Raw genomic sequence first — 24,784 nt, 5'->3', positions numbered from 1 at the left:
GTACGTATTATGAGCGCCGTGCAGATCGACGACCTCCGCGCGCTCCTGGCCCTGAGTGAGCATCACCACGTCACCGGGGCGGCCGCCGCGCTCGGCACCAGCCAGCCGACGCTGTCCCGGCTGCTCTCCCGGGTCGAGGCCGAGCTCGGCGCCCGCCTGTTCGAGCGGGACGCCCGGGGCGTGCATCCGAATCCGCTGGGCGCGACCGTGATCGAGGCGGCCCGCGAGCTGGTCGAGCGGTACGACCGCCTGCGCCGGGACCTGGCCGGGACGCTGGACCCGGACTCGGGCACCGTCCGGCTCGCGTTCCTGGACTCGATCGCGACCTCGCTGGTCCCGCGGATCCTCCGGGACGTCCGGGAGCGGTTCCCGCGCCTGCGGGTCGAGCTGCGCCAGGAGCCCGGTCACGAGATCATGGCCGACCTGGACGCCGGGGTCGCCGAGCTCGCGCTGAACTGGGGGCCGCAGGCCACGCCGTACGCCTGGCTGCCCCTGCAGACGCAGGCGCTGGCCCTGATCGTGCCGCCGGGGCACCGGCTGGCCGGCCGCCGGCGGGCGCGCCTGGCCGATGTGGCCGGTGAGGACTTCGTGACGATCCCGCCCGGCTACGGCTTCCGGACGCTGGTCGACGACCTGTTCGCGGCGGCCGGCGTCACCCCGCGGGTCACCCTGGAGATCGGCGACCTGGCGACGGTGGCGAGCCTGGTCGGGGTGGGGCTGGGTGTGGCGCTGGTGCCGGACCGGTTCGTCGGCGCGTCCGGCACGGTCGGGGTGCCGCTCAGCGTGCCCGGCGGGGAACGGGTCGTCGGGCTGACCTGGCGGGCCGACCGGCGGCTGACCCCGGCCGCGGAGCGCTTCCGGGCCTTCGTCGAGGCCGCGGCCCCCTACGACTGACAAGGAAAGGCCCGGTCCTGGGGAGTCCAGAACCGGGCCGTCGCGTGTCTCTCAGGCGGCGTTCAGCATGGCCGCCGGGGCGACCCGGGCCCACTCGACGGTGGCCCGGTGCGCGTAGCGGTAGATGTCCGCGTCGGTGACCGTCTTGCCGTACGAGTGCTCGTGGGCGTGCGCCTCCGCGGTCATCACCAGCCGGACCAGGTCCGACACCGAACCGGGGTGCTCCCGGCACAGGCGGGTCGCCACGGCGAGCTGCCGGTCGCTGACCTTGGTCAGGAACTCCGGCATCCCGGCCCGCCAGGCCGCCGCGTAGACCAGGTAGCCGGCCGGCAGGTTGCCCGGGCCGCCCAGCACGTCCAGGATCCGGATCGGGTCGACCTTCGGGGCCGGGGCGTTGAGCCCGGCGTACATCAGGCCGCCGGCGGCCATCAGGACCACGACGACCATCGCGAGCATCGGGTTGCCGGTGCCGATCGCCAGGATCACGCCGAGCACCATCAGCACGATGGCGCCACCGAAGAACGCATTCATGCTGCCGGTCTCGGCGTTCTTGCGGTGCGCCTGCTCGATGCTCTTGTGGATCAGGTTGTTGAGGATCTCGTCGTTCGGCCGCCAGCCGTCCGCGCGAGCCGGCACCGGGCGTGGTGCATCCTGCTCCATGTCTCCTCCTTCCGTGGATGGGACTGCCGCGAACATCGGTCCGCGGCCCCACGGCTTGAGGAAAAAGTCAGCCCTACGCGAGCAGGCACTCCCGCATCTGCTTGCCGGGGTTCCACTGCCCGACGATCCGGCTGACCGCCGGGTCGAGCACGTTCACGCTCTTGTTGCTGCGCATCTGGGTGCGGGCCGGCATCGGCAGCGGCGGCGGGTCGGACATCTCGCCGCGGATCGCGGTGGCGGCGGTGATCAGGTTGACCGCCAGGGTGGCGCCGTCGACGTCGACCAGGACCCGGCCGAACTCCCACCCGGCGAGCGTCAGGTCGAGCACCTCGAACATGTGCGAGAGCAGCGGCAGCGGGTCGACCACCCGGACCGTGGTGGCGGCCTGTCCACCCACGACGCTGACGGCGGCGGCGACGTGCACGTACGGATGCAGCTCGCCCCGCGTGGTGAACAGCGGCGACTTCAGCCGTTTCCCGGCGCTCTCCCACAACTCACGGTAGTTGCGCCGGTCGGCGGTCATGCCGAGCGCCGCGCTCTGCCGCGCGAAGTTCGCGAACGCCCCGTCGGCGAAGTCCCGCATCACCACCCCGGCGACCGCGACCCCGTCGATGCCGTCCAGCATCGCGGCCGTCCGGACCGCCTGATCACTGAGCTTGCCCGGCCCGTGTGGCCCGAATTGCCGGATTTCCCGCAGGATTTCCCGCTGCCGGGCGGGATCCTGCTCAATCCGTCGCTTACCGAGCCCTCGCAGCCAGCGCATGTCGCCTCGTTTCCACACCGCGTGCCGAACCGCCGCAAATGCTAGAGGGCGGCGGCGAAGCCGTTTCTGTCACCCTTCTTATTGCGTACGCCATGAACAGGGCGTCTCGTAGCCGCCACGCGGCGTGCGGTTCCTGGTCTGCCCGGCAGGGTATTTCTGCGCCACACCCACCCGTGGTCGCCCCTTGATGATGCCCTCTCCGCACCGCCGGGGAGGGCATCTTTCACCCCAAAAAACCCTGCTCGGGTACGGCGTGAGCCCGGTCCCGCCCAGCCGGGCAGCCGGCGCCGGCGGGCCTGCCCGGGGTCGGGCCAGGGACCGGCCCGGGGCGACCAGGGGCCGGCACGGGCTCGAAGGGCCGGGTGCACCCGGCAGTGTTCTCCCTGTCAACGCCAGAGCCCGAGACCCCAGGGAGCCCGCAATGTCCACGATCCACTTCACCGAGATCAGCACCGCCACCCCCGAGCAGCTGCTCGCCGGCATCACCGACTTCGGCCCGGGCCGCCAGGAGCTGTTCGCCAACAGCTCGGACGCCGGCCTGCGGGTGCACGCGACCGGCCCGGACTTCGCCGACGTCACCGAGGGCGGGGGCGGCGTCTGGGAGCGGCTGCACTACGACTGGTCGGACCCGCGCCGGATCGTCATGACCACCACCGACTCGAACCTCTGGGGCGGCGAGTCCGGCCACACCTACACGCTCACCCCGCAGCCCGACGGCACCACCCGCCTGGACGCGGTGGTGATCCGCGAGGGCAAGAACGTCAAGGGCAAGGTGACCGGCCTGCTGCTCGGCTCGGTCGCCAAGGGCGCGCTGGGCAAGGCCCTGCACAACACCGTGAAGGCGATCGAGACCCGCCACTCCGTCGCCCGCTAGGCGAGCGGCGGTGTGCCGCCGGTGCGGCTCTCGCACTGCCGGGGGAGCGCGTGGGCCCGGGTCCGGTGCAGCGGGCCGCGGCGCGTGTGCTCCCCGTGGCAGAGGTGACCGCGGGCGGCGTCCCGGGCCGCGGGGAGCGGGCCGGTGAGGGCGTCGCGACCGCGGGCGGCCAGATCCGGGGCGTCGCTGCCGGGCGGGGCGGTGAGCACCGCGTACCGGAAAGCAATTGTCTTGTGTGTGCCCAGGGTGACCACCTCGGCGCCGAAGGGCGCCGGGCTGAGGCCGGCCGACCAGCGCGGCGGATGCTGGAGGTTGGCCGAGTCGTCGACGACCACCAGCGTGCCGGCCGGATCGGTGGCCGCCTGCCACTCCGAGCGGGCGGCGGACGGTGCCGCGATCGCCCGGAGTGACAGCGACGGGCCGGTCAGCGGGAGCGGACGGCCCGAGACGTTGGTGATCGTGTTCTCGAAGAGCAGCAGCCAGGCGTCGCCGCTCACCGACGCGGTCAGCGAGCGCCACTCGTCGACCGCGGCCCAGCGCAGGTGGTGCGCGATCGTCGCGGTGGACGCGGTGGCGGACAGCTCGGTCAGCGTGTCGTGGACGGCGTCGCCGGGCTCGGCGTGCGGCGGGGTCCAGGCGACCGTGGCGGCCAGCTCCGCGCCGGCGGTGGTGCGCAGACCGGTGAGCCGCGGCAGCGCGGCGCCGTAGGAGTACCGGAACAGGGTCGCGTCGCCGAGGCCGACGGTGATCGACCGGCCGGCCGCGAGGCTCGCGTGCATCCGGGTCATGCGGCCGTGGGCCGGGGGGAGGTCAGGGGCTGCATACGGCTCCTCCTCGCAGGCTCGATACCGGATGACGAGCGCACAAATTCCGACGCGTTCACTCACGAACAAGCAGAGTCAACCCTGGGTCGAAGGGTGCGTCAAGGCCGCGTCCGTTAACGGGTGGGTAACGGGCGCGCCGAACGGAGCGAGCAGATCGTCACTTTCCGTGAGGATCTGGATTCCAACATGAACGCACACCCGTGATGTGCGGACCGGGTCAGCGGGTATGCACCGTGGTGACGTCGGCGAGACCGGAAACGGCCAGCAGCGGCGCCAGCAGCGGCCCGGTCACCACCTCGATCCGGTCCGCGTGGTGGAACAGCGCGGCCAGTCCCGCGCTGTCCAGGTACTGCACCGCGGTCAGGTCGACCAGCAGCGCCGGCCCGGCCGGCCGCACCGCCTCGGCGAGCGCCGCCGCGAACGTCTCCGCGTTGCTCATGTCGATCTCGCCGGTCGCGGTGAGAACCGGAGCGCCGTCGGGATCCTGGCCCGTGGTCAGCGTGAGCGCGGTGGTCATGACGCGATCCTCGTCTGCATCTCGATGATGGTCCCGGTGGTGCCGGTGGTGATGGTGACCTCGCCCATGAACGCCCGCATCAGCATGATCCCGCGGCCGCGATGGGGGTTCTCGCCCGGCCGGGGGATCCGCCAGCGGCCGTTGTCGGTGACGATCAGCCGCAGCGCGTCCGCGGTCGCCGCCGCGCGCAGCCGGATCGACCCGCCGGCCAGGTCGCGGTGCCCGTGCTCGATCGCGTTGGCGCACGCCTCACCGGCCGCGACCAGGACGTTCTGCGCGGTGACCGGGTCCACGCCGCAGCGCTCCAGCCAGCCGCGCAGCGCGGAGCGGATCGGGGCGAGCCGGGACGAGTCGGCCGGGAACTCCAGCTCCAGCGGCCCCGGCTGGCGGTAGAGCAGCAGCGCCACGTCGTCGTCGTAGCCACCGGCCGGCGCGAGGTGCTCCATCACCTCGGTGGCCAGGTCCTCGATCGGGGTCCGCCGGCCCAGCCGCACCGCGGCGACCGCCTGGTCGATGCCGGTGGTCAGCGGCTGGCGGCGGCGCTCGACCAGGCCGTCGGTGTAGAGCAGCAGCGTGGTCCGCGGCGGCAGGCTGTACGTCGCCTCCGGCCGCTCGTCCGCCGGCCGGACCGCGATCGGCCGCGACCGCCCCTGGTCGAGCAGGTGGGTGGTGCCGTCGGCGAGCGCGACGATCGGCGGCGGATGACCGGCCGCCGAGTAGCGCAGGTGACCGCTCACCGGGTCGAGCACCCCGCAGAACACGGTCGCGCAGCTCGCGCCGGGCAGCAGCTCGGCGAACCGGTCGAGCGCCGACAGCGCCCGGGCCGGGCTGGAGTCCTGCAGCAGCAGTGCCCGGCACGCGGACCGGAGCTGGCCCATCACGGTGGCCGCCCGCAGGCCGTGGCCGACGCAGTCGCCGACCACGATGCCGATCTTGCCGTCCGGCAGGGGGATCGTGTCGTACCAGTCGCCGCCGACCTTCAGCGGCCGGGTGGCCGGCTCGTAGCGGACCGCGAAGCCGACCGGCAGCTGCGCCGGCCCGAGGATCGCCCGCTGCAGCGCCAGCGCGGTCTCCCGCTGCTGGTCGATCTGGTGCACCCGGCTCAGCCCCTGGCCGAGATGCCCGGCGAGCAGCGCCAGCAGCGTCTGGTCCTGCTCGGTGAACGGCCGCTGGGCGCTCGGCTCGACCCAGAGGACCATGGTGCCCCGCGGGTGCTCCAGGGTGATGCCGGCGCCCGCGCCCCGCTCGGCGACCGGGGTGAGCAGCGGCCGGTCGCGCAGCGCCAGGATCCGCTTCTGCGGGAGATGTTCCCAGGTCAGGGCGGGGTCGGTGGCGGTCAGGGCGGGCGTCTCGGCGCCGTCGAAGACCGCGGCCACGACGTACGACGCCTGCCACAGCCCGCGCAGCTCGCCGAGCGCCACGGCGAGCGCGTTCTCCAGGTGATCCGCCTCGGACAGCCGCATGCTCAGCGACGCGAGCGCGGACTCCCGCTGGATCACGTAGTGCTCGTCGGTCACGTCCCGGAACGTCCCCACGATCACCCGGCGCCCGCTCTCCGGGTCCCGGACGTGGTTGAACGTGGCCGCGACCCACACCCGGTGGCCGTCGCGGTGCCGCACCGGGATCGTGTAGTCGCCGTGCTGCCGGCCCACCAGCAGGTCGAACGCGGCCTGGACCTGGGCGAACGCCTCCCCGTCGGTGGCCGGGTCCGGCCACCACGGATGGACCGCGGCGTACGGCAGGTCCTCCGGCCCGTACCCGATCATCTCGGTGAACGCCGCGTTGATCTCGATGACCGCGCCCGCCTCGTCGCAGACGAAGAACGCCTCCTGCAGCGAGTCGACCAGCGCCGTCCGCCACCGGGCGTGATGGTTGCGCAGCCGGGCCAGCTCCACGTTGGCCCGCACCCGGGCCAGCAGCTCGGCCGCCGAGAACGGCTTGAACAGGTAGTCGTCGGCGCCCGCCTCCAGGCCCTCGATCGACGCCTCCTCGCCGGCCCGGGCGGACAGCAGCAGCACCGGCACCCCGGCCGTGCGGGTGTCCCCGCGCAGCGCGGCGACCAGCTCGAGCCCGGTCATCACCGGCATCATCACGTCGCTGACCACCAGGTCCGGCGCCTCGGCACGGGCCGCGTCGAGCGCCTGCCGGCCGTCGCCGACCGCGGTCACCCGGTGCCCGGCCGAGCGCAGCAGCCGGGTCAGGTAGTCGCGCATGTCCGCGTTGTCGTCGGCCACCACGATGTCGGCCGCGTTGCCGGTCAGCGGGACGGCCGGCGGCGGGTCGAGCGGGGTGTCCCCGGGCAGCCAGCGGTTCGCCTCCTGCAGGAACGGCTCGGCGGTCGCCGCGACCGGCGCGGTCTCGGCCGGCCCGATCGCCGCGCCCGGGGGCAGGTGCGCGACCCCGAACGGCAGCCGGATCGTGAACGTGGTGCCCCGGCCCGGCGTACTGTCCGCGGTGACCGTGCCCCGGTGCAGCCCGACCAGCTCCTTCACCATGGCCAGGCCGATCCCGCTGCCCTCGTTCGACCGGGAGCGGGCGTTGTCGATCCGGTGGAAGCGCTCGAACAGCCGGGGCATCTCCGCCGGCGCGACCCCGATGCCGGTGTCCGCGACGGTGACCACCGCCGCGCCGTCCCCGGCCCGCACGGTGACCCGGATCGACCCGTCGAAGGTGAACTTCAGCGCGTTGCTGAGCAGGTTGAGGACGACCTTCTCCCACATGCTGCGGTCGACCAGCACCGGCTCGGGCAGCGGCGGGCAGTCCACCGCGAAGACCAGGCCGGCCCGCTCGACCGCGGACCGGAAGACGCTGGCCAGCTCGGCGGTGGTGGCGGCCAGGTCGACCGGCTCGTACCGCGCCTGCATCCGGCCGGCCTCCAGCCGGGAGAAGTCCAGCAGGGCGTTGACCAGCTTGCCCAGCCGTAGCCCGTTGCGGTGCATCACCTCCAGCTCGTCACGGACCTCCGGGTCGGCGTCGCCCAGCCGGGCGCGCAGCTCGTCCAGCGGACCCATGATCAGGGTCAGCGGGGTCCGGAACTCGTGGCTGATGTTGGCGAAGAACGTGGTCTTGGCCCGGTCCAGCTCGGCCAGCTCCTCGGCCCGGCGCTGCTGGGCCTGGTAGCTGCGGGCGCCGGCGATCCCGGCCGCCACGTGACCGGCGGTCAGCTCGACGAAGCCGAGGTAGGCCTCGTCGGCCGGGCGGTAGCGGTTCAGGGCGGCGACGAAGAAGCCGTACCCGGGCAGCGGCACCACCAGCGCCTGCCGCGGCGGGTCCGGCCAGTCGCCGGTCGGCAGGTCCGGCCGGGCCAGGTCGGCCAGCCCGTCCTGGCCGGTGAAGTCGGCCACCAGGGGATGGTCCGCCGCGATGCCGGTCGACGACCGCAGCTCGGGGCGGCCGGCCTCGTCGTACCGGTAGGTCAGGGTGAACGGCAGGTCGCGCCGGTTCTTCTCGAGCTGCCGGGCGGCGAAGCCCAGCGTCTCCTCCTCGGTGCGGATCACGCTGGGGTCCGAGCCGAGGTCGCGCAGCGTCGCCATCCGCCGCTCGGCGACCACCCGATCGGTCTCCTCGCTGACCACGCACAGCATGCCGACCAGGGCGCCGTCGTCGTCGCGCAGCGGGCTGTAGGAGAAGGTGTGGTAGCTCTCCTCCGGGTAGCCGGAGCGCTCCAGGAACAGCAGCAGGTCCTCGTCCCAGGTGGCGGTGCCGGTGTCGAGCACGTTCTGGATGCGCGGGCCGATGTCCTCCCAGATCTCCGCCCACACCTCGCGCGCCGGGCGGCCGAGCGCCCACGGGTACTTCCCGCCCAGGGTGTCCCGGCGGTAGGCGGCGTTGCAGAAGAACGTCAGCTCCGGGCCCCACGCCATCCACATCGAGAACCGCGAGGAGAGCAGGATGCTGACCGCGGTCCGCAGACTCTGCGGCCACTGCTCCGGCGGGCCGACGGGCGTGCGGTCCCAGTCGACGGCGGCGAGATCGCGGCCGATCTCGGCATCCGCTGTGAAGACGTCGTTCACCGTACGAATATCCCCTCACCGGTACAGACCGCATTCAAAATACGCATCCGCTCTACCCCGCCGGTAGCCGGTCCTATCCCGGCGCCGCGGTGGTGTCCCGCACGACCAGGCGCGGAGCGACGACGATCTCTCGCTCGGCGACCGGTTCACCCTCGATCCGGTCCACCGCGCGGGTGACGGCGTGGGTGGCCATCGCACCGATGTCCTGCGCGATCGTGGTCAGGCCGAGGTGCGCGAGCCGGCTGAACGAGCTGTCGTCGTAGCCGACCACGCTGAGCTCACCGGGCACCGCCCGGCCGCGCCCGCGCACGACGGCGAGCAGGCCGGTCGCGGCCAGGTCGTTGAACACGGTCACCGCCGTCGGCGGATCCCCGATCAGGACCTCCGCGGCGCGGGCGCCGTCCTCCTCTCCCGATCCACCCGGAATTATCCGTACGAGATCGGCCAGCCCGTGCCGCCGCATCGCCTCCTGATAGCCCCGCCGCCGCTCCACCGACTCGTGCAGCGCGCCCCCGTCCACGTGCGCGATCCGCCGGTGACCGAGACCGACCAGGTGGTCGACGGCCTGGTGCGAGCCGAGCGTCTCGTCGGTGCGCACCACGTCCACCCCGGCCCGCCGCACGTTCCGCATCATCGCCACCACCGGCCGCTGCTCGGCCAGGCTCGCCAGGCCGGACGCCGACATCCGCGGGGTGAGCAGCAGGAACGCCTCGCACCGGTCGTCCAGCAGCTCGGCCACCGCGGTCCGCTCGTCGCGCCGCGGGGTGATCGCGCTCAGCGTGAGCTGGTAGCCGGCCCGGCCGGCCGCGTCGTAGAGCCCGGTGAGCACGTCGACGTGGAACGGGTGCCGCACGTCGAACGTCACGCCGAGCAGCTGGCTGCGGCCGCTGCGCAGCAGCCGGGCCCGGGTGTCCGGCCGGTAGTCCAGCCGCTTGGCGACGGCCAGGACCCGCTCGCGGGTGGCGGCGCCGGCGCCGGGCGCGCCCCGCATCACGATCGACACCAGCGCGACCGAGACCCCGGCCTCGGCGGCCACGTCAGCCAGGGTGGTCCGGCTCATGGCGCCACCTCCGCTGCGCTCCGGCGTCGCCATGAGCTGTTCACCGAGCTCGATGATTCGCTTGCAAGCTCGCTCATGCCCCCGATCCTAGCGATGTGATTCCTAGAACGTTCTATCGCCGCGGCTACTAGAACGTTCTAGAGTTTCGGGCGTGGACACACTGACCGCCGGCCGCCGCTGGGCGGCCCTGCTCGCCCTCGCACTGGGCGGCTTCGGCCTCGGGCTGACCGAGTTCGTCGCCATGGGTCTCCTGCCGGAGATCGCCAAAGACCTACTGCCTTCGGAGTACGCCGCCAGCGCCTCCGACGCGGTCGCCCACGCCGGCTGGACGATCACGACGTATGCGCTCGGCGTCGTCGCCGGCGCCCCCACGATCGCCGCGCTGACCGCCCGCGTCCCGCGCCGCCGCCTGGTCCTCGGGCTGCTCGGCCTGATGGTCGCCGGCACCACGGCCTCCGCCCTCGCACCGACGTTCGAGCTGGTGCTGGCCGGGCGGTTCATCGCCGCGCTGGCCCACGGCGCCTACTTCGGGGCGGCCGGCATCCTGGCCGCGTCCATCCTCGGCCCGGGCAACCAGGGCAAGGGGACCGCCCTGGTGATCGGCGGCCTGGCGACGGCGAACATCTTCGGTGTCCCGCTGATCACCGGCCTCGGCCAGGCCCAGGGCTGGCGGGTCGCCTACCTCGCGGTCGCCGCCGTCTTCGCCCTCACCATGCTCGCCGCCGCCCTGGTCGTCCCGCCGGTCGCCGCCGCACCGGGCGGCTCCCCGCGCGCCGAACTGGCCGCCTTCCGCAGCCCCCGGGTCTGGCTCGCCGCCGCCGTCGTCGCGGTCGGCCCGGCCGGCTTCTTCGCGGTCAACAGCTACGTCGCCCCGGTCACCACGCACGTCACCGGCCTGTCCGCGTCAACCGTCCCGTGGGTGCTCGCGGTGATGGGCCTGGGCATGTCCGCCGGCATCGCGGCCGGTGGCATCGCCGCCGACCGCGACGTGCGCCGCACCGTCTTCTGGGGCCTGACCGGCCTGGTCCTCGCGGTCATCCTGTTCGCCCTGACCGCGGCCCACCCGGCCGGCCTGTTCCTCAGCGCGTTCCTGGTCGGCGCCGCCAGCCTGTTCATCGTCCCGGCCCTGCAGAGCCAGCTGATGGCCGCGGCCCCGGGCACCCAGTTGATGGGCGCCGCGGTCAACCAGTCCGCCATCAACCTGTCGAACAGCCTGGGCGCGGCCATCGGCGGCGCCTCCATCGCCGCCGGCTGGGGCTACCTCTCCTCCGCCTGGCTCGGCGTCACCCTGGCCCTCGCCGGCCTGCTCCTGGCCATCCTCTACTTCCGCTCCGACCGCACCCCGGCCCCAGAAAGAGAACCCGCCCTGGTGTAGCCCCCGCGCCGCCCCGCGCCGCCCCGCGCTGCCCCGCGTTGCCCCGCGCCCGGCGGCCGCAGCAGGAACCAACGGCGGGCGCTGGCTGGCGAGCCGACCGTAAGCCGTCACGAACCGCGCCCGGCGGCCGCAGCACGGACCGGCGGCGGGTGCCGCCTGGCAAGCGCAGCCGCAACCCGTCGCCCAGCAAAACCGGCGGCCGCAGCGGGGACCGACGGCGGATCCCGCCGGGGAGGCCTCAGCGCTCCCGGCGGCGCGGCGAGCCGGCCAGGTAGCCGTAGGGGTAGGGGAGCGGCTGGTCGCCGGCGCCGGTCAGCAGCTCCATCGACTTGTCGTCCAGGGACCAGCCGACCGCCCCCAGGTTGTCGTCGAGCTGCGCCACCGACCGCGCGCCGATGATCGGCGCCGTGACCCCCGGCCGCTGCAGCAGCCAGCGGACCGCGACCTGGGCCGGTGTGCGGCCCAGCTCGGCCGCGACCGCGAGCAGCGTGTCGGTCACCGACCAGGTCCGCTCGTCGACGCTGCGGTCCCAGTCACCGAGCCAGGGCTGCTTGTCCGCCTCCCAGCGGGTGCCGGGCGGCGCCGAGGTCATGCCGCGCCGGTATTTCCCGGTCAGCCAGCCCCCGCGCAGCGGCGCCCACGGGATGATCCCGACCCCCTCGTTGAGCGAGACCGGGACCAGCTCGTGCTCGATCTCCCGGTCGAGCAGGTTGTAGAGCGGCTGCAACGCGACGAACGGCTCCCACCCGCGGAACCGGGCGACGTCGATCGACTTCTGCAGCTGCCAGGCCGCGTAGTTGCTGACGCCCAGGTGCCGGACCAGCCCGGAGCGGACCAGACCGTCCAGCGTCGACAGGGTCTCCTCGAGCGCGGTGCCCTCGTCGAACGCGTGGATCTGATACAGGTCGATGTAGTCCGTCCGCAGGCGGCGCAGACTGTCCCGGACGGCGGCGAGGATGTGCTTGCGGCCGGCGCCGTTGTCGTTCGGCCCGGAGCCGGTGGACCAGAAGAACTTGGTCGCCACGACCACGTCGTCCCGTGAGGTGCGGGCGAGCCAGCGGCCGATGATCTCCTCCGAGGCGCCGTCGTTGTAGACGTCCGCGGTGTCGATGAAGTTGCCGCCGGCTTCGACGTACCGATCCAGCAGGGCGTGTGAGGTGACCTCGTCAGCCTCGTTGCCGAACGTCATCGTGCCCAGGCAGAGCTCACTGACCTTGAGGCCACTGCTACCCACGTACCGGAAATCCATGGTTTTGATCCTCCCATTCCGAAGGTGACAGTGAGGTGACAGCGGGAGCGGACGAGCGTCAGCCCTGGACGAGAACCCAGACCCGGTCGAAGCGGCCGGCGGCCAGGTCGGCCCGGTGGATCCAGTAGTAGAGGCGGCCCATGTCGCCCCACATCCAGCCGAGGTTGCGCTCGTCGGAGTCGATCTGCCAGAGCAGCAGCCAGTCGTCGCCGCCCGCGATCAGCTCCCGGATCCGCGGCTCCCGGCGGTCCAGCGGGCCGAACAGGTCCACCCCGTTCGACACCAGCTGAAGGTCCTCCGGCATCGGGTTCTGCGCGACCTCCGGCCAGCCGAAGACCCGGTGCAGCGGCCCGTCCCAGTCGAGCCACAACTGCACGTAACCGCTGTTCGAGCCGGCGAACTCCGCGATCGCCGGATCCCAGGAGTCCGGAACCGTCAGCGTCGACCGGCCGGTCAGCGGGTGCGCCGGGAAGATCGTCGTGCGGTCGGGCGGGGTGGCCGGCGCGGCGTCGGTCTTCCGCGTGGCGATCACCCGCCAGTACTGCGCGGAATCCGGGCGCATCCCCCAGAAACCCTGGTCCTCGTCGTCGGCGAAGAAGAACGAGAGCAGCGTCCCGGCCGGGAGCGCGGTCGCGCCCAGCCACTGATTGACCTGGTCGGTGTCCAGCTCGCCGAGCAGCGCCAGCGGGCGCCCGTCGTCCGCGCGCGGCCAGGCGAAACCGGGCCCGGCCAGGGGCACGCCACCGAACCGGGTGGCCGAGCCGGCCGGGCCGGGGCGCAGTTCGACGGACGGGAGGGCCAGACCGCGTACGTGCGAAGCGTCTTTTTCCGGAAGTGTGTCGCAGAACCGTTCCAGCGCAGTCGCGTCGATCTCCACGCGCCCACGTATATCAACCGATCGCCAGCCGGGCGTTGGTGAGCGTGATGTACCAGTCCGAGCTGGTGAAGTCCGCGCCGGTCTCCGGCCCGATGTAGGCGTCGATGTGGTGCGAGCCGCCCAGGCCCGGGGTGAACTCGTCGGTGATCTCCCAGGCGCCGTCCCGCAGCGCCGCGCAGACCGCCTCCTGCGGGGCGGAGCCGTCGTCCTGGGTGCCGCAGCTCGCGATCGTGAAGTGCGTGCCCTGTGGCAGCACGGTCGGATCCGCGGCCGCCGAGGCGAACGGGGTCAGCCGCTCGCCGTCACTCGTGCGCGGCTCCGAGTCGAGCCAGAAACCGATGTCGTACGACCAGTTCAGGTACGGCCCGGCCGAGGTGTGCCCGGTGCCCTCGTCCTTCACCGCCTGAACGAAATCGGACGGGTACGTGCCCAGATCGTCCTGTCCGTTCGTGCAGTCCAGCTTCGTGCACCCGGTGACGTCGGTGTCGGCCCCGCTGTGGAAGTCCTCGACCGCGGTGTAGTAGACGGTGATCTCCCACCCGGCCGTGGCCGTCGTCGTCTTCCCGGCCGTCGTGGTCAGCGGCGTGCCCAGCGAGGTGAGAGCGGACGCTGACGGGCTCGGCGCGGGCGTCGGGGACACGGCCTGCGGCGGGGTGGCCGGCTGATCCGCGCCGCAGCCGGCCGCCGCGCTCACCGCCGCGGTGAGGACGGCGGCGAGCACGAGACGCGGGCGCATCTCGTGAGCATGCCAAGTTTGGTCACGCCCGGTAGTAGGAATGGACCGCGGGCTGGCCGGTGTAGTTGGCGCCGGCACGATCGTCGGCGCCCAGATATTCGTACCGAAAAATCAGCTCTTTCGGCCCCTCGCAGGTGATCCGCCGCCGGCGCCCGTCGTAGTCGATCCCGGCGGCCCGGAGCCGCGTGACGAGCCGGCGTCCGGCCGGTCGCCCGTCCTCGAGGCGTACCGCGTCGAGGTCGAGATCCGCGACGAACCGGCCGCCGGGCGCCAGCCAGCGCACGACCCGGGTGATCACCCCGAGCTTGTCGCCGACGTAGTGCAGCCCGTGCACGCAGGTGATCAGGTCGAACACCCGATCCGGAGCCCACGTCTCGATCGGCGCGGCCACGAACGTCACGCCCGGCGGCGCCCCGCCGGCGAACGCGTCGACGAGATCGACCCCGACCAGGGTTGCCGCCCCGGCCAGCCGGTCGGCCGCCTGGATCAGGGCCCGCCCGCTCCCGCAGCAGAGGTCGAGCCAGGCGCCGGTCAGCCCGTCGACCGGGTCGAACCCGAGCACCCGGGCGTAGCTGTTCACCCCGGCCAGCTGCCGCTCCCGGTTCATCGCACAGTTGGCCACCACCGACGACGCGTGCAGCGCCCGATCATCCAGCAACACCGGTCAATTCTCCCAGGCGCGGGTGCTCCAGCGCTGGTCGGCCCGGGTGCTTTCGTGGAGACCACGGTCGCGGATCGTGCGCCAGATCCCGTCGCGGGTGGTGGCGCGGCGGGCGAACTCGGACTGCGTCCGGTGCACGATCGGGATCAGTTCCGCGGGTGTCAGCCCGGCGCCCGCCGCGAACGCCGCCAGCCGGGCCGGCCGGTCCGGCGGAGCGGGGTACCCGCGGGCGTGGGCGCGCTCGTCGTCCATGAACGGGACGGTGAACCAGGCGAGGAAGCCGGTGTCGTACCAGGGGTCGCCCGGCTCGGCGAGATCCCAGTCCAGCACGCCGGCGACCGCCCCGGCGTCGTCCCACAGCAGGTTCCACGGGCCGAGGTCGCCGTGCTGCACGGCCTGCCCGGGATCCGGTGCGCCGGTCACGAACTGCCACCGCGCGTCCGCCGGGCACGGGTAGGCGGCCAGCGCCTCGCGCAGCTGCCGGGCGAGTAGTCCCAGGTCGTAGGCGCCTTCGTCGGTGCGGATGCGCGGCCGCATCGGCCAGCCCGCGTCGTGGCCGGGCAGGAAGCCGAGCACCTCCCGTCCCTGGGAGTCGAACCCCAGCGGCTCCGGCGCCCGGGTGAACCCGGTGGCCCGGAGATGGCCGAGCAGGTGCTGCACCGACGGGCTCCACGCGCCGCTCGGCCGGCGAACCGTGTCGCCGACCGTGACCAGGCCGCGATCCTGCAGGCCCGCGCCGTGCAGCGGAGTCTCGTCGCTCATCCGCCCATGATGGTGGCATGCGAGTAATCACGGTCAACCGCGGCGAGGAAGTCCTGGAGACGATCCAGGCGACGGTGACCGCCACCGGCACGGTTGCCGCCGCGATCACGCTGATCGGGGCGGTGCAGCACGCCGACGTCTCGGTGATGCGCAGGGACGACGCCCAGACCGACCTGCTGCGGACCTACGATCAGCCGTTCGAGCTGTCCGGCACCGGCGAGGTGGTCGACGGGCGGGTGCACGTGCACGTCACCCTGGCCGGCGAGGGTCTGATCGTCGCCGGTCACCTGCACCGGGCCGTCGTCGGCGACTTCTTCGTCCGCGTCTATCTCACCCCGGTCCCGGATCAGCCGGCCGGAGTCTCGGCGAGGCCCGCCCCGACCAGGCCAGGCCGCCGACCCTCCACCGGCGGCATCACCCTGCCGGCCGAGGCGCCGAACACGGCATGATCGGCATCGAGGTCGTCGGGGCCACGAAGAACGAGAAGATCGACGTCGCCGAGGGAGCTGTCGGGAACTGACCTCCCCGACGGGAAACGGGGCGCGAGGCCGTTAAAGAACGGGATGGGCACGGGGCCGCTGTGTACTGTGGCGGGATGCCCGACGCCGGGAGCGGACGCGTCACCATCCGGGATGTGGCGCGCGCGGCCGGCGTCTCGCACGCCACCGTCTCGCGGGTGATCAACGGCGGGCGCGACGTGAGCACCACCACGCGCCGAGCCGTCGACCGGGCGCTGAAACGGACCGGGTACACCCCGAACGCCCATGCCCGGCGACTGGCCGGCGCGCGACCGGACGTCGTGGCGTTCCTGCACTGTGTCCAGATCGAGCGGCTGTTCGCGGACCCGAACATCAACCGGCTGTGGCTGGGCTGTTCGCGGGCGCTCGGCGAGCAGGGAATCATGACGATCCTGCCGATCGGGAACGGTCAGGTCGACGCGGCGCTGATGTTCTCGGCGCGGGCCGCGGAGGTCGCTGATCTGGCCGGGCGGCACCTGCCGCTGGTCGCCTGCGGGCTGCCGGCCGGGCACGAGGACGAGGTGGCGTACGTGACCTCCGACGACCGGGGCGGGGCTCGGAAGATGGTCTCCTACCTGCGGGAACGGGGCCGGGGACGGATCGCGACGGTGACCGGGCCACTGGATCTGCCGAGTGGGGCGCTGCGGCTGGCGGGTTACCTGGACGTGGTCGGGGCGGGCGATCCGGCGCTCGTGGCGCACGGCGATTACACGTACCGAAGCGGTCTGGAGGCCGCGGAGCGGCTGCTGCGCCAGGCACCGGATCTCGACGCCATCTTCGCCGCCTCGGACGTGATGGCGGCGGGCGTGATCGAGGCGCTGGACCGGGCCGGGAAGAGTATTCCGGGGGACGTCGCGGTCGCCGGGTTCGACGACGCGCCGGTGGCGAGCGCGGTCTGGCCGCCGCTGACCACGGTGCACGTGCAGTGGGATCGGCACCCGGGCGAGCTGGTGCGCCAGCTCTGGCGGCAACTCGACGGCGACGAGCCGTCCGGGGTCGTGCTGCCGGTCGGGATCACCGTGCGGGCATCGGCCTGAGCCGGGCGACCACAGCACGCCCGGCTCACGACACGAGCGTGAACCGGCGCCGGGACAACCAGGCCATCACGTCGAGGGCGTGCGACGCCGGGTCCGGGATCGGGTGGAAGACGTGCTCGACGACGTCGTCGGCGACGATCAACGTCAGACGATCATAAAGAGCAAGATCCGCCGACGTACGGGTCGGCAGCCCGGCCGCCGCGGCCAGCGTCAGCTTCGGGTCCGGGATCAACGGGTACGGCAGCCGCAGCCGATGGGCCAGCTCCCGCTGGTATCCGGTCGACTGCGCGGACAGTCCGTACACCCGGGAGGCGCCCGCGGCGAGCAGCTCCGCGTGATGATCCCGCAGCCAGATGGCCTGATCGGTGCTGCCCCGCGCCCCGTGCACCTCGAGCAGCCCGCGCGGCAGGTCCACGCCGGGCCGGCCGGTCAGCGGGTAGACGAACACCACCGTCCGCCCCGGCCCGAGGTCGCCGAGGTCGACCGGCCGCCCGTCGCTGGCGTAGAAGCGCAGCGCCGGCAGCCGCGACCCGACCAGCCGCATCGGATCATTTCCGGACGACGGCGCGGCGGTCACCACCTGGCGGGCGGCCGAGTCGATGCGGGCGTCCAGGGCGTCCCGTTGCGCGGTCAGCTCGCCGATCCGCGCCTGCAGGCCGGTCACCGTGCTGCGGAACGTGGCGATCGCCGCGGCGCACACGTCACCCTCGCCCTCGGCGATCGACTCGACGAACGGCCGGGTCTCCTCGACGGCCAGGCCGAGGGCCATCAGCTCGCGGATCTGGGCGACCTGGCGTTCGGCGATCGGCTCGTACTCCCGGTAGCCGTTGCTGAGCCGGCGCGGCACGACCAGCCCGGTCGACTCGTAGTACCGCAACGCGCGCACGGTCGTCCCGGTCCGCCGCGCCAACTCTCCCACCCGCATGCCGCGACCCTAAACCCGTACCCCAGGGTCCGGGTCAAGGTTTCAGATGGCCTGCCCGTAGACGTGCGTCACGTGCAGGGCGAGCAGCACCCGCCGATCGGCGACCATCGTGGCGCGGTAGTCGTCCCAGTCCGGGTGCTCGCCGGCGGCCCGGCGGTAGTAGTCGACCAGCGCCTCCACCTCGGGGCCGTGCGGGTCGGCGCCCGGGCCGATCAGCGTCGCGTCGCCGTCCGCGGTCGCCCAGGCCCGGCCGTCGGCGCTGGTCACCTCGATCGCGGCGCGCGGATCGCGGCGCAGGTTGGCGGTCTTCGCGCGGCCGTCGGTCACCGAGACGTAGATCGTGGCGGCGGCCCGGTCGTAGTACGGCAGGATCGGCGACAGCTGCGGCCGCCCGTCCTTCCGGATCGTGGCGAGGATGCCGAGGCGGCTCTCCGCGATCAGCGCGTGCGGATCGAATGTGGTCGTCATATCTTTCGCCAAGTCCCGACTTCCGGCCGGTATTCCGGGGCCCGGCCGGGCGGATAGATTCGGTGGGTGTACTTCGTCTACCGGTCGCACTACGACGGCCCGCTGAGCAAGCTGGTGCGCCGGCTGCCGGATGCCGGCGTGCTGGACTGGTTCCGGCGCAACTGGACCCGCGACGATCCGCGGGGCTGGCTCCCGGAGGAGCTCGGCGCGGACGTCTACGGGCTGGCGACGATCTTCGAGGCGGCGCGGAAGCACGCGCTGCCCCGGCCGGAGAGCACTGATCAGTTGCGGACGATGCTGCACGAGCATCTGTATGTCGAGGGCGACGCCGACTTCATCCGGCTGGACGAGCACAGCCTGCGGGTGCGGACCGACGACGACGAGGTCGAGCTGGCCTACTACTTCTTCGACGAGGAGACCCTGGCCCGGCACCCGTCGCGGCTGGCCTACCTGGTGCACGAGGCCTGGCCGCTGCCGGACGAGCCCGGTGCCGAGCCGGCCGTCCCGCTCACGACGTACGCGGTGTTCCTGACCTTCTACGACGGTTCGAGCCTGGAGGTGGCGGTGCCGGTGACGTTCCCCGGCGTCGGGCTGGCCGGGCTCGCCGCCGAGCTGGAACGCGGTGCCGACGAGCGCTGGCCGCCCGAGCTGCGGGTGCTCGCCGCGCTGGTCACGCAGGCTGCGAAGGAGCTGCCGGCGCCCGGTCAGGGCGAGCTCTTCCCGGGCCCGGCCGGCCCGGTGACCGACCCGCTCGGGGCCGCGCTGGAGCGGGCCAACCGCTGGCCGGGCTTCAGCCTGAGCGCCCGCGACCCGCTGCTCGACGGCGACCTGACGAACGCGCTCGGCAACGCGCTGCGGGCCCCGGCGCCGGAGAATCGCGACCCGGGGGCGTCGCTGATCAGGGTCGGTCCGCACCTGGCGCAGATGGCCATGCACTGCAGCACCGAGTTCGGCTTCCAGCAGTGGTTCCTGTTCGACACGGCGTGGAGCACGGCGTACCCGCAACTGTCCGCGTCCCTGCTGCGCTACGCGGCCGACTGGGATCCGCTCGACGGCGTATGAGCGAGGAGATCCTGCAGGACGATCCGCACCGGCGCGTGGTGCGGATCGGCGACACCGTCCGGCGCCCGACGCACGCGTGGTCACCCACCATTCATGAACTGCTCAAACACCTAGAAAACCAGAATTTTCCGTACGCCCCGAGGCTGCTCGGCATCGACGACGAGGGGCGCGAGGTGCTCACCTACCTCGACGGCGCCTCGGGCGGCGACGGCTGGAAACGCGTCGTGGACGAGTCCGGGCTGACCGCGATGGCCCGGCTCCTGCGGGAGTACCACGAGGCCGTCCGCGACTTCCGGCCGTCGGCGGACGCCACCTGGGGCGGGCACACCGAGCCGCCCCGGCCCGGCGAACTGGTGTGCCACGGCGACTTCGGGCCGTGGAACCTGGTGTGGCGCGGCGCCACCCCGATCGGCATCCTGGACTGGGACTACGCCTGGCCGCGCCCGCCGGTGCACGACGTGGCGTACGCCCTGGAGTTCGTCACCCCGTTCCGCACCGACCGGTACAGCCAGGAGTGGCTGCACCATCCGGCGCCCCCGGACCGGCTGCGGCGGGTGGCGCTGTTCGCCGAGGCGTACGGGATCGCCCCGGACGGCCTGCTGCAACAGGTCGTCGACGCGCAGCGGGCGGTCTGGTTCCGGGCCCGCCGGCTGGCCGCCGAGGGCCGCGAGCCCCAGGTGACCTGGCAGGCGAACGGCAGCCTGGACCTCGCCGCGCAGCGGATCCGGTGGAGCGAGCACTTCGCCCGGGAGAACTCGTGACGGTGCTGCTCATCGACGACCTCCGCTCGTTCACCGACGGGCGGGTCGCCTCGGTCGCGCGGACCAGCGCGGCCGGGGTCGCGCTGCTCGACCGGCACCGGGACGGGCGGGTCGACGAACTGTGGCTCGATCACGACCTGGGCGGGGAGGACACCATCTGGCCGGTGGTCGAGGTGCTGGAGCGGGCCGCGTTCGAGGAGCGGCCGTTCGACATCGGCGTCATCCTGATCCACTCGGCGAACCCGTCCGGCGCCACCAGGATGGCCCGGACCCTGCGCCGCTGGGGCTACCCGGTCCGCCTCGCCACCGGCTCCCCGGCGGTCGCCTACCTCGACCCGCAGTGACGTTCCGGGCCGTCGGGGTTGCGCGCGCTCAGGCCTTGAACTGGGCGGCGATGGCCCGCAGTTCCTCGCGGCTCCAGGTGATCGATCCGTCCCGCAGGCCGGCCAGGACGGCGTCGACCCAGTGCAGCTCGGCGTCGGTGACCGCGCGGAGGTATTCGGTTTCCAGCATGGTGACGCGGGGGATCTGAAGGCCGTCCAGCTCGGTGGCGATCGTCGCGTCGCGTTCGGCGAGCCGTTGGACGAGCAGTTCCCGCCTTCTGCCCAGCAGGTCCATGGTGACCTGCGGGGTGAGCATGGGCAGGAACGACAGCGCCGCGGGAAACTCGGGGAACTCGTTGCGCGGCGTGGACAGGATCTCGTCCATCCACTGCCGGCTCGCGGCCCGCCCGTCGGCGGTGAGCTCGTAGCTCGTCCGCTCCGGATATTGATTGTCGCGGGTGGTTTCGCAGACCTTGATCAGGCCGGCCTCGTCCAGCCTGTTGATCACCTTGTACAGGCTGGCCCGCTGCCCGACGTTGATCACCTGATCCTTGCCCCACTGCCGGATGAGCTGCTGCATCCCGTACGGGTGCAGCGGGCCGTCCTCCAGCAGCCCGAGGACGGCGAGGGCGAGTGGCGAGCGGCGAAAGTTCGTGGTCACGCGCTGAAGTTACACTAGTTCCCTCGGATAATAGTTGCCAGGAAACTAGTTGGCGTGACACTATCGCCGCATGACGACCCACGAAGACACCTCGACCACGGTCCGCGGGCACGCCGACCACACCAGGACCGAGCCGACGGTCGACGGCCCGTCCCGTCCGGCCCCGCCCAAGTAGTCCGCGGCACGGGACAGAAGGAGGCTGAACATGGCATCGGTCAAGACCGCGCTGGTGATCGGCGGCGGCATCGGCGGCCCCGTGGCCGCGCTGGCCCTGCGCAAGGCGGGCATCGACGCAACCATCCATGAGGCGTACGACGAGCCGGCCGGCGGGACGGGCGGCGCGCTGATGATCGCGCCCAACGGGCTGGCCGCCCTGCGCATCGTCGGCGTCGACGCCGCGCTGGCGGCGGCCGGCCAGCCGATCCGCACGCAGGTGTTCGCGCACGGGACGGGCCGGCGATTCGGCACGGTTCCGGTGCTGCCCGGGATGGAGCCGAGCCTCGTGGTCCGGCGCGGCGACCTGTGCCGGATCCTGCACGACGAGGCGAGGTCCCGGGGAATCCCGACGGAGTTCGGCAAGCGGCTGGTCGGCGTCGACGAGCAACCCGACGGCATCGTCGCCCGGTTCGCCGACGGCACCAGCGCGCGGGCGGACATCCTGATCGGGGCCGACGGCATCCACTCGACCGTGCGCACCCTGATCGACCCGGCGGCGCCCGTACCGCAGCACACCGGCCTGATCAGCTTCGGCAGCCCGGCACCGGAGGCGGCGACACCGGCCTGGGCGAAGTGCGACGAGATGTACTTCGTGCAGGGTCGCAAAGCCTTCTTCGGGTATTGGCGGCTGCCCGACGGCCGGACGATGTGGTTCAGCAACCTGCCCTACGAGCGGCATCTGACCAGCGCACAGGCCCGTGCCGTGGCGGCGGGGCAGTGGCGGCGGCAGCTCCGGGAGGCTTATGCGGGCGACCTTCCCGCGGAGCGGGTGATCGGGCTGTCCGACCCGGACGATCTGATCGTGCTGGGGTCGATGGAGGCCATGCCGCCCGTGCCGCACTGGTACCGCGGCCGGATGGTCCTCACCGGCGACGCGGTGCACGCCCCCTCGTCGAGCTCCGGCCAGGGGGTCTCGCTGACCGTCGAGAGCGCCGTCGAGCTGGCCCGCTGCCTGCGCGACCTGCCCGGTCTGCCGGCCGCGTTCGCGGCGTACGAGGGCCTGCGCCGGGAACGGGTCGAGTCGATCGCGGCCACGGCGGCGCGGACCAACAGCCAGAAGTCCGGCGGACCGGTCGCCCGCGCCCTGACCCGGCTCCTGGCCCCGATCTTCCTGAAGACCTTCCTCACCCCGGAGAAGATGTTCGGTCCGGTGCATCGGCACCGGATCGACTGGAACCGCACCGTCAGCGCGCCCGCGGATCATTCAGCATCGGTCCCGCCTGCGCCACCAGGGTGAGCGAACGAGCTGGTGGCGACGGGGCGGGTGGCGAGGCGGTGGGTGCCGAGGCCGGCGGCCAGGAACAGGGCGGCCAGGGCCAGCCAGCCCGCCGTGCCGTGGGCGATGGCGGTCCCGGTGACGACCGCCGGGGCCAGCATGGTGCCGGCCGCGAAGCCGGTCTGGCTGATCCCCTGGTAGGCGCCCGCGTTGCGCGGGTCGGCCAGCTCGAACGCCAGCGACCAGGCACCGGCCTCGGACAACACTTCGGCGGCGCTGGCCGCGAGCAGCGCCAGGACCAGCACGCCGACGGCCAGCAGCGCCGGCAAGGGCCCCGCCGCGGCATACAGAATGCAGGTCAAGACCAAGAAGATCGAAGACACGATTACGGTACGGCCGGCCGCGCGCACGTCCGTGACCAGCCGCGCCGCCGGGACCTGGAAGACCGCCACGAGCGCCGTGTTCAGCACGAGCAACAGGGCGACGGTGGTGGCCGGCGCCCGGGTGTGCAGCGTCACCCACAGCGGCATCCCGACCGTGAGCAGGCCGAACTGGATGGTCAGGACCCCGTAGAGGGCGGCGATCCCGACGTACCGGAAATCTCGCAGCGGGGAACGGGCGGACCGCGACCGATCGGCGGACCTCATCGGGGCCGGCAGGCCGCGCAGCGGGATGGCCGAGGCCAGGACCAGGGCCGACGCGATCAGCATCGCGATCACGTAGGCCGTCGCGGTGCCCAGGGCGAGCGCGGCGGTCGCGGCGGCCGAGCCCAGCCCGACGAAGACGTTGGTGACCACCCGCAGCCGGGCCCGGACGGCGACCCGGTCCGGGCCGGTGAAGTGCAGCGCGAGCAGGGTCGCCTGGGCGGTGCGCTGCGCGCCCTGGGCGCCGACCGCCGCGCCCGCGATCAGGGTGAACGTCACCGCGGACGCCGCCGAGCCGTAGGCGGCCAGCGCCGCGCCCTGGACCAGCGTGGCCGCGACCAGGACCCGGTGCGCGCCGACCCGGTCGGCCAGGTGGCCGGCGCCGAACGCGGCGGCCATCCCGGCGGCGCCGGCGACGGTCAGGCCGAGGCCGACGGTGGCCGGGGACAGTCCGATGACGGTGGTGAAGAACAGCGCGCTGACGCCGAAGAGCACGCCCTTGGCCAGCGAGGAGGCGGCGATGGACAGGGTCAGGGCGCGCTCGACCGGACCGGTTCCGATCAGCCGGGTGGCGGTGATGGTCAGACGGGTGGCGGTGATGGTCACGCGGTCAGTTCTGTCATCGACCGGCCGGCGCCGCGATTGATGTAGCGTTCCGCTTCATGGTCGTGCGGTATCAGCTGGCCGGGCCGGATCTGGGCGAGGTGCGGTTCGCGATCTCGCCGCTGAACGAGCTGGTGCTGTCGTTGCACGCGTGGCGGGATCCGGGGCGCTATCCGCTGCACCTGCCGTGGATCCGCGAGCTGCAGCGGGTCCGCGGGCGGCTCGCCGCGGATCTGCTGGTCGAGCTGGTCAACGACGACCTGTGGACGCCGGACTTCCTGACGCCCCGGCCGTGGTCGCCGCTCACGCCGCTGGCGGACGAGCTGGCAGCGATCCGCCGTACGCCGGATGATGTCGTCGACCGTGACCTGAGGCTGCTGCACGGACCCGGGTTGCCCGCGCCGTTGCGCGGCCCGGCGGTGCTGGACCGCATCCTGGACGCGCTGACCGGCTACTGGGAGGTCTGCTTCGCGCCGCACTGGCCGCGGATGCGCGCGCTGCTGGACGGCGACGTGACCTTCCGTGGGCGGGAGATCGCCCAGCACGGCCTGGCCCGGATGTTCGCCGGGCTGGCCGGCCGGGTGCGGATGGTCGGCGACACGGTCGAGGTGCACGTGCGGTCCCGGGTGCAGTACACGCGGGCGGCGACCGGTGGCGTGACGCTAGTGCCGTCGATGTGGACGAGCAGCGCGTCGGCGCCGATCCTGCCGGACGAGCCGCCGATGATCATCTATCGGGCGCGCGGGCTCGGGACGCTGTGGGAGCCGCAACCGCTTCCCGCGCCGGGCGCGCTGGCCGGGCTGCTCGGCGCGCCTCGGGCCGGGCTGCTGGTGCAGCTCGCGACGCCGGCGTCGTCGACCGAGCTGGCCGTGCGGCTCGGGGTCACGACGACCGCGGTGAACCAGCATCTACGGGCGTTGCGGGCGGCCGGCCTGCTGGTCAGCGCGCGGCACGGCCGCTCGGTGCTGTACCGCCGCTCGGACCTGGCCGACCGGCTCGTCGCACACGAGAACGCCGGGCCGGGCTGACCGGTTCGTGGCGCACGAGAACGCCGGGCCGGGCTGACCGGTTCGTGGCGCACGAGA

25 protein-coding genes are annotated in these 24,784 nt (G+C 73.0%); 10 read left to right on the top strand and 15 right to left on the bottom strand.

Going from position 1 to position 24,784, the window contains the following annotated elements; translation table 11 throughout:
- Window positions 1–18 precede the first annotated feature (18 nt).
- Window positions 19–894: a LysR family transcriptional regulator gene (locus tag L3i22_RS35335; protein ID WP_221321826.1), complete on the top strand. Its 876-nt coding sequence runs from the start codon at window positions 19–21 to the stop codon at window positions 892–894.
- Between the two features lie 51 nt (window positions 895–945).
- Here the strand turns inward: L3i22_RS35335 and L3i22_RS35330 are convergent, their stop codons facing one another.
- Together L3i22_RS35330 and L3i22_RS35325 are read right to left on the bottom strand one after the other, a co-directional pair.
- A complete protein-coding gene (locus L3i22_RS35330; protein ID WP_221321825.1) occupies window positions 946–1,554 on the bottom strand; it encodes a hypothetical protein in 609 nt (202 codons plus the stop codon).
- A 73-nt stretch (window positions 1,555–1,627) separates the two neighbouring features.
- Complete coding sequence (locus L3i22_RS35325; protein ID WP_221321824.1) at window positions 1,628–2,317, bottom strand: hypothetical protein; 690 nt, start codon at window positions 2,315–2,317, stop codon at window positions 1,628–1,630.
- Window positions 2,318–2,738: 421 nt separating this feature from the next.
- Between L3i22_RS35325 and L3i22_RS35320 the strand changes: the two genes are divergently transcribed.
- Window positions 2,739–3,191: an SRPBCC family protein gene (locus tag L3i22_RS35320; protein ID WP_221321823.1), complete on the top strand. Its 453-nt coding sequence runs from the start codon at window positions 2,739–2,741 to the stop codon at window positions 3,189–3,191.
- Here the strand turns inward: L3i22_RS35320 and L3i22_RS35315 are convergent.
- The 4 genes from L3i22_RS35315 to L3i22_RS35300 all read right to left on the bottom strand — a co-directional run bounded on the left by L3i22_RS35315 (window position 3,188) and on the right by L3i22_RS35300 (window position 9,605).
- Entirely contained in the window at window positions 3,188–3,970 is a 783-nt protein-coding gene (locus tag L3i22_RS35315; protein ID WP_221321822.1) for a hypothetical protein, read from the bottom strand. The genes L3i22_RS35320 and L3i22_RS35315 overlap by 4 nt on opposite strands.
- Window positions 3,971–4,232: 262 nt before the next feature.
- On the bottom strand, window positions 4,233–4,532 hold the full coding sequence (locus L3i22_RS35310; RefSeq protein ID WP_221321821.1) for an STAS domain-containing protein: 300 nt from the start codon (window positions 4,530–4,532) through the stop codon (window positions 4,233–4,235).
- Window positions 4,529–8,545: a SpoIIE family protein phosphatase gene (locus tag L3i22_RS35305; protein ID WP_221321820.1), complete on the bottom strand. Its 4,017-nt coding sequence runs from the start codon at window positions 8,543–8,545 to the stop codon at window positions 4,529–4,531. Before L3i22_RS35305 ends, L3i22_RS35310 begins: the two co-directional genes overlap by 4 nt.
- Window positions 8,546–8,618: 73 nt before the next feature.
- Entirely contained in the window at window positions 8,619–9,605 is a 987-nt protein-coding gene (locus L3i22_RS35300) for a LacI family DNA-binding transcriptional regulator (RefSeq protein ID WP_221321819.1), read from the bottom strand.
- Between the two features lie 151 nt (window positions 9,606–9,756).
- On the opposite strand from L3i22_RS35300, the gene L3i22_RS35295 reads away from it, so the two are divergent.
- Window positions 9,757–10,980, top strand: coding sequence for an MFS transporter (locus L3i22_RS35295; protein ID WP_221321818.1), 1,224 nt, complete (start codon window positions 9,757–9,759; stop codon window positions 10,978–10,980).
- 238 nt (window positions 10,981–11,218) lie between these two features.
- Here the strand turns inward: L3i22_RS35295 and L3i22_RS35290 are convergent, their stop codons facing one another.
- The 5 genes from L3i22_RS35290 to L3i22_RS35270 are packed head-to-tail and all read right to left on the bottom strand — an operon-like array spanning window position 11,219 to window position 15,265.
- Window positions 11,219–12,229, bottom strand: a complete 1,011-nt coding sequence (locus tag L3i22_RS35290; RefSeq protein ID WP_221321817.1) for an aldo/keto reductase — start codon at window positions 12,227–12,229, stop codon at window positions 11,219–11,221.
- Window positions 12,230–12,287: 58 nt separating this feature from the next.
- On the bottom strand, window positions 12,288–13,106 hold the full coding sequence (locus tag L3i22_RS35285) for a YwqG family protein (RefSeq protein ID WP_221321816.1): 819 nt from the start codon (window positions 13,104–13,106) through the stop codon (window positions 12,288–12,290).
- Window positions 13,107–13,119: 13 nt separating this feature from the next.
- Complete coding sequence (locus L3i22_RS35280) at window positions 13,120–13,842, bottom strand: hypothetical protein (protein WP_221321815.1); 723 nt, start codon at window positions 13,840–13,842, stop codon at window positions 13,120–13,122.
- A 22-nt stretch (window positions 13,843–13,864) separates the two neighbouring features.
- On the bottom strand, window positions 13,865–14,503 hold the full coding sequence (locus tag L3i22_RS35275) for a trans-aconitate 2-methyltransferase (RefSeq protein ID WP_255657397.1): 639 nt from the start codon (window positions 14,501–14,503) through the stop codon (window positions 13,865–13,867).
- A 3-nt stretch (window positions 14,504–14,506) separates the two neighbouring features.
- The gene (locus tag L3i22_RS35270) at window positions 14,507–15,265 is read right to left on the bottom strand and encodes an aminoglycoside phosphotransferase family protein (RefSeq protein WP_221321814.1); all 759 of its coding nucleotides are present in this window, start codon (window positions 15,263–15,265) and stop codon (window positions 14,507–14,509) included.
- Between the two features lie 17 nt (window positions 15,266–15,282).
- Between L3i22_RS35270 and L3i22_RS35265 the strand changes: the two genes are divergently transcribed.
- Together L3i22_RS35265 and L3i22_RS35260 are read left to right on the top strand one after the other, a co-directional pair.
- Window positions 15,283–15,714: a PCC domain-containing protein gene (locus L3i22_RS35265; protein WP_221321813.1), complete on the top strand. Its 432-nt coding sequence runs from the start codon at window positions 15,283–15,285 to the stop codon at window positions 15,712–15,714.
- A gap of 146 nt (window positions 15,715–15,860) precedes the next feature.
- Window positions 15,861–16,820 (top strand): LacI family DNA-binding transcriptional regulator, encoded by a 960-nt coding sequence (locus L3i22_RS35260; RefSeq protein WP_221321812.1) that lies wholly within the window; start codon window positions 15,861–15,863, stop codon window positions 16,818–16,820.
- Window positions 16,821–16,845: 25 nt separating this feature from the next.
- Here the strand turns inward: L3i22_RS35260 and L3i22_RS35255 are convergent, their stop codons facing one another.
- Together L3i22_RS35255 and L3i22_RS35250 are read right to left on the bottom strand one after the other, a co-directional pair.
- Window positions 16,846–17,745, bottom strand: coding sequence for a MerR family transcriptional regulator (locus L3i22_RS35255; RefSeq protein ID WP_221321811.1), 900 nt, complete (start codon window positions 17,743–17,745; stop codon window positions 16,846–16,848).
- 42 nt (window positions 17,746–17,787) lie between these two features.
- Window positions 17,788–18,213 carry a PPOX class F420-dependent oxidoreductase gene (locus L3i22_RS35250; protein WP_221321810.1) on the bottom strand — a complete coding sequence of 142 codons (426 nt, stop codon included), beginning with the start codon at window positions 18,211–18,213 and terminating at the stop codon, window positions 17,788–17,790.
- A gap of 66 nt (window positions 18,214–18,279) precedes the next feature.
- Here L3i22_RS35250 and L3i22_RS35245 point away from each other — a divergent pair, with 66 nt between their 5' ends.
- The 3 genes from L3i22_RS35245 to L3i22_RS35235 are packed head-to-tail and all read left to right on the top strand — an operon-like array spanning window position 18,280 to window position 20,380.
- Complete coding sequence (locus L3i22_RS35245; RefSeq protein ID WP_221321809.1) at window positions 18,280–19,275, top strand: hypothetical protein; 996 nt, start codon at window positions 18,280–18,282, stop codon at window positions 19,273–19,275.
- Window positions 19,272–20,036 (top strand): aminoglycoside phosphotransferase family protein, encoded by a 765-nt coding sequence (locus L3i22_RS35240; protein ID WP_221321808.1) that lies wholly within the window; start codon window positions 19,272–19,274, stop codon window positions 20,034–20,036. The genes L3i22_RS35245 and L3i22_RS35240 overlap by 4 nt, the downstream gene beginning before the upstream one ends.
- Window positions 20,033–20,380, top strand: a complete 348-nt coding sequence (locus L3i22_RS35235; RefSeq protein ID WP_221321807.1) for a cyclic-phosphate processing receiver domain-containing protein — start codon at window positions 20,033–20,035, stop codon at window positions 20,378–20,380. Before L3i22_RS35240 ends, L3i22_RS35235 begins: the two co-directional genes overlap by 4 nt.
- A 28-nt stretch (window positions 20,381–20,408) precedes the next feature.
- Here L3i22_RS35235 and L3i22_RS35230 read toward each other — a convergent pair whose 3' ends face one another.
- Window positions 20,409–21,020 (bottom strand): PadR family transcriptional regulator, encoded by a 612-nt coding sequence (locus tag L3i22_RS35230; protein ID WP_221321806.1) that lies wholly within the window; start codon window positions 21,018–21,020, stop codon window positions 20,409–20,411.
- Window positions 21,021–21,225: 205 nt separating this feature from the next.
- Between L3i22_RS35230 and L3i22_RS35225 the strand changes: the two genes are divergently transcribed.
- On the top strand, window positions 21,226–22,473 hold the full coding sequence (locus tag L3i22_RS35225; RefSeq protein WP_221321805.1) for an NAD(P)/FAD-dependent oxidoreductase: 1,248 nt from the start codon (window positions 21,226–21,228) through the stop codon (window positions 22,471–22,473).
- Here the strand turns inward: L3i22_RS35225 and L3i22_RS35220 are convergent.
- Window positions 22,437–23,702, bottom strand: coding sequence for an MFS transporter (locus L3i22_RS35220; RefSeq protein ID WP_255657396.1), 1,266 nt, complete (start codon window positions 23,700–23,702; stop codon window positions 22,437–22,439). The two genes, L3i22_RS35225 and L3i22_RS35220, sit on opposite strands and share 37 nt — an antisense overlap.
- A gap of 56 nt (window positions 23,703–23,758) precedes the next feature.
- Between L3i22_RS35220 and L3i22_RS35215 the strand changes: the two genes are divergently transcribed.
- Window positions 23,759–24,727: a DUF5937 family protein gene (locus L3i22_RS35215; RefSeq protein ID WP_221321804.1), complete on the top strand. Its 969-nt coding sequence runs from the start codon at window positions 23,759–23,761 to the stop codon at window positions 24,725–24,727.
- Window positions 24,728–24,784: the final 57 nt, after the last annotated feature.

It is taken from the genome of Actinoplanes sp. L3-i22 (assembly GCF_019704555.1).
GTDB lineage: Bacteria > Actinomycetota > Actinomycetes > Mycobacteriales > Micromonosporaceae > Actinoplanes.
Note: the sequence above shows the minus strand (reverse complement) of the source record. Positions and strands in the feature narration are given on the sequence as shown.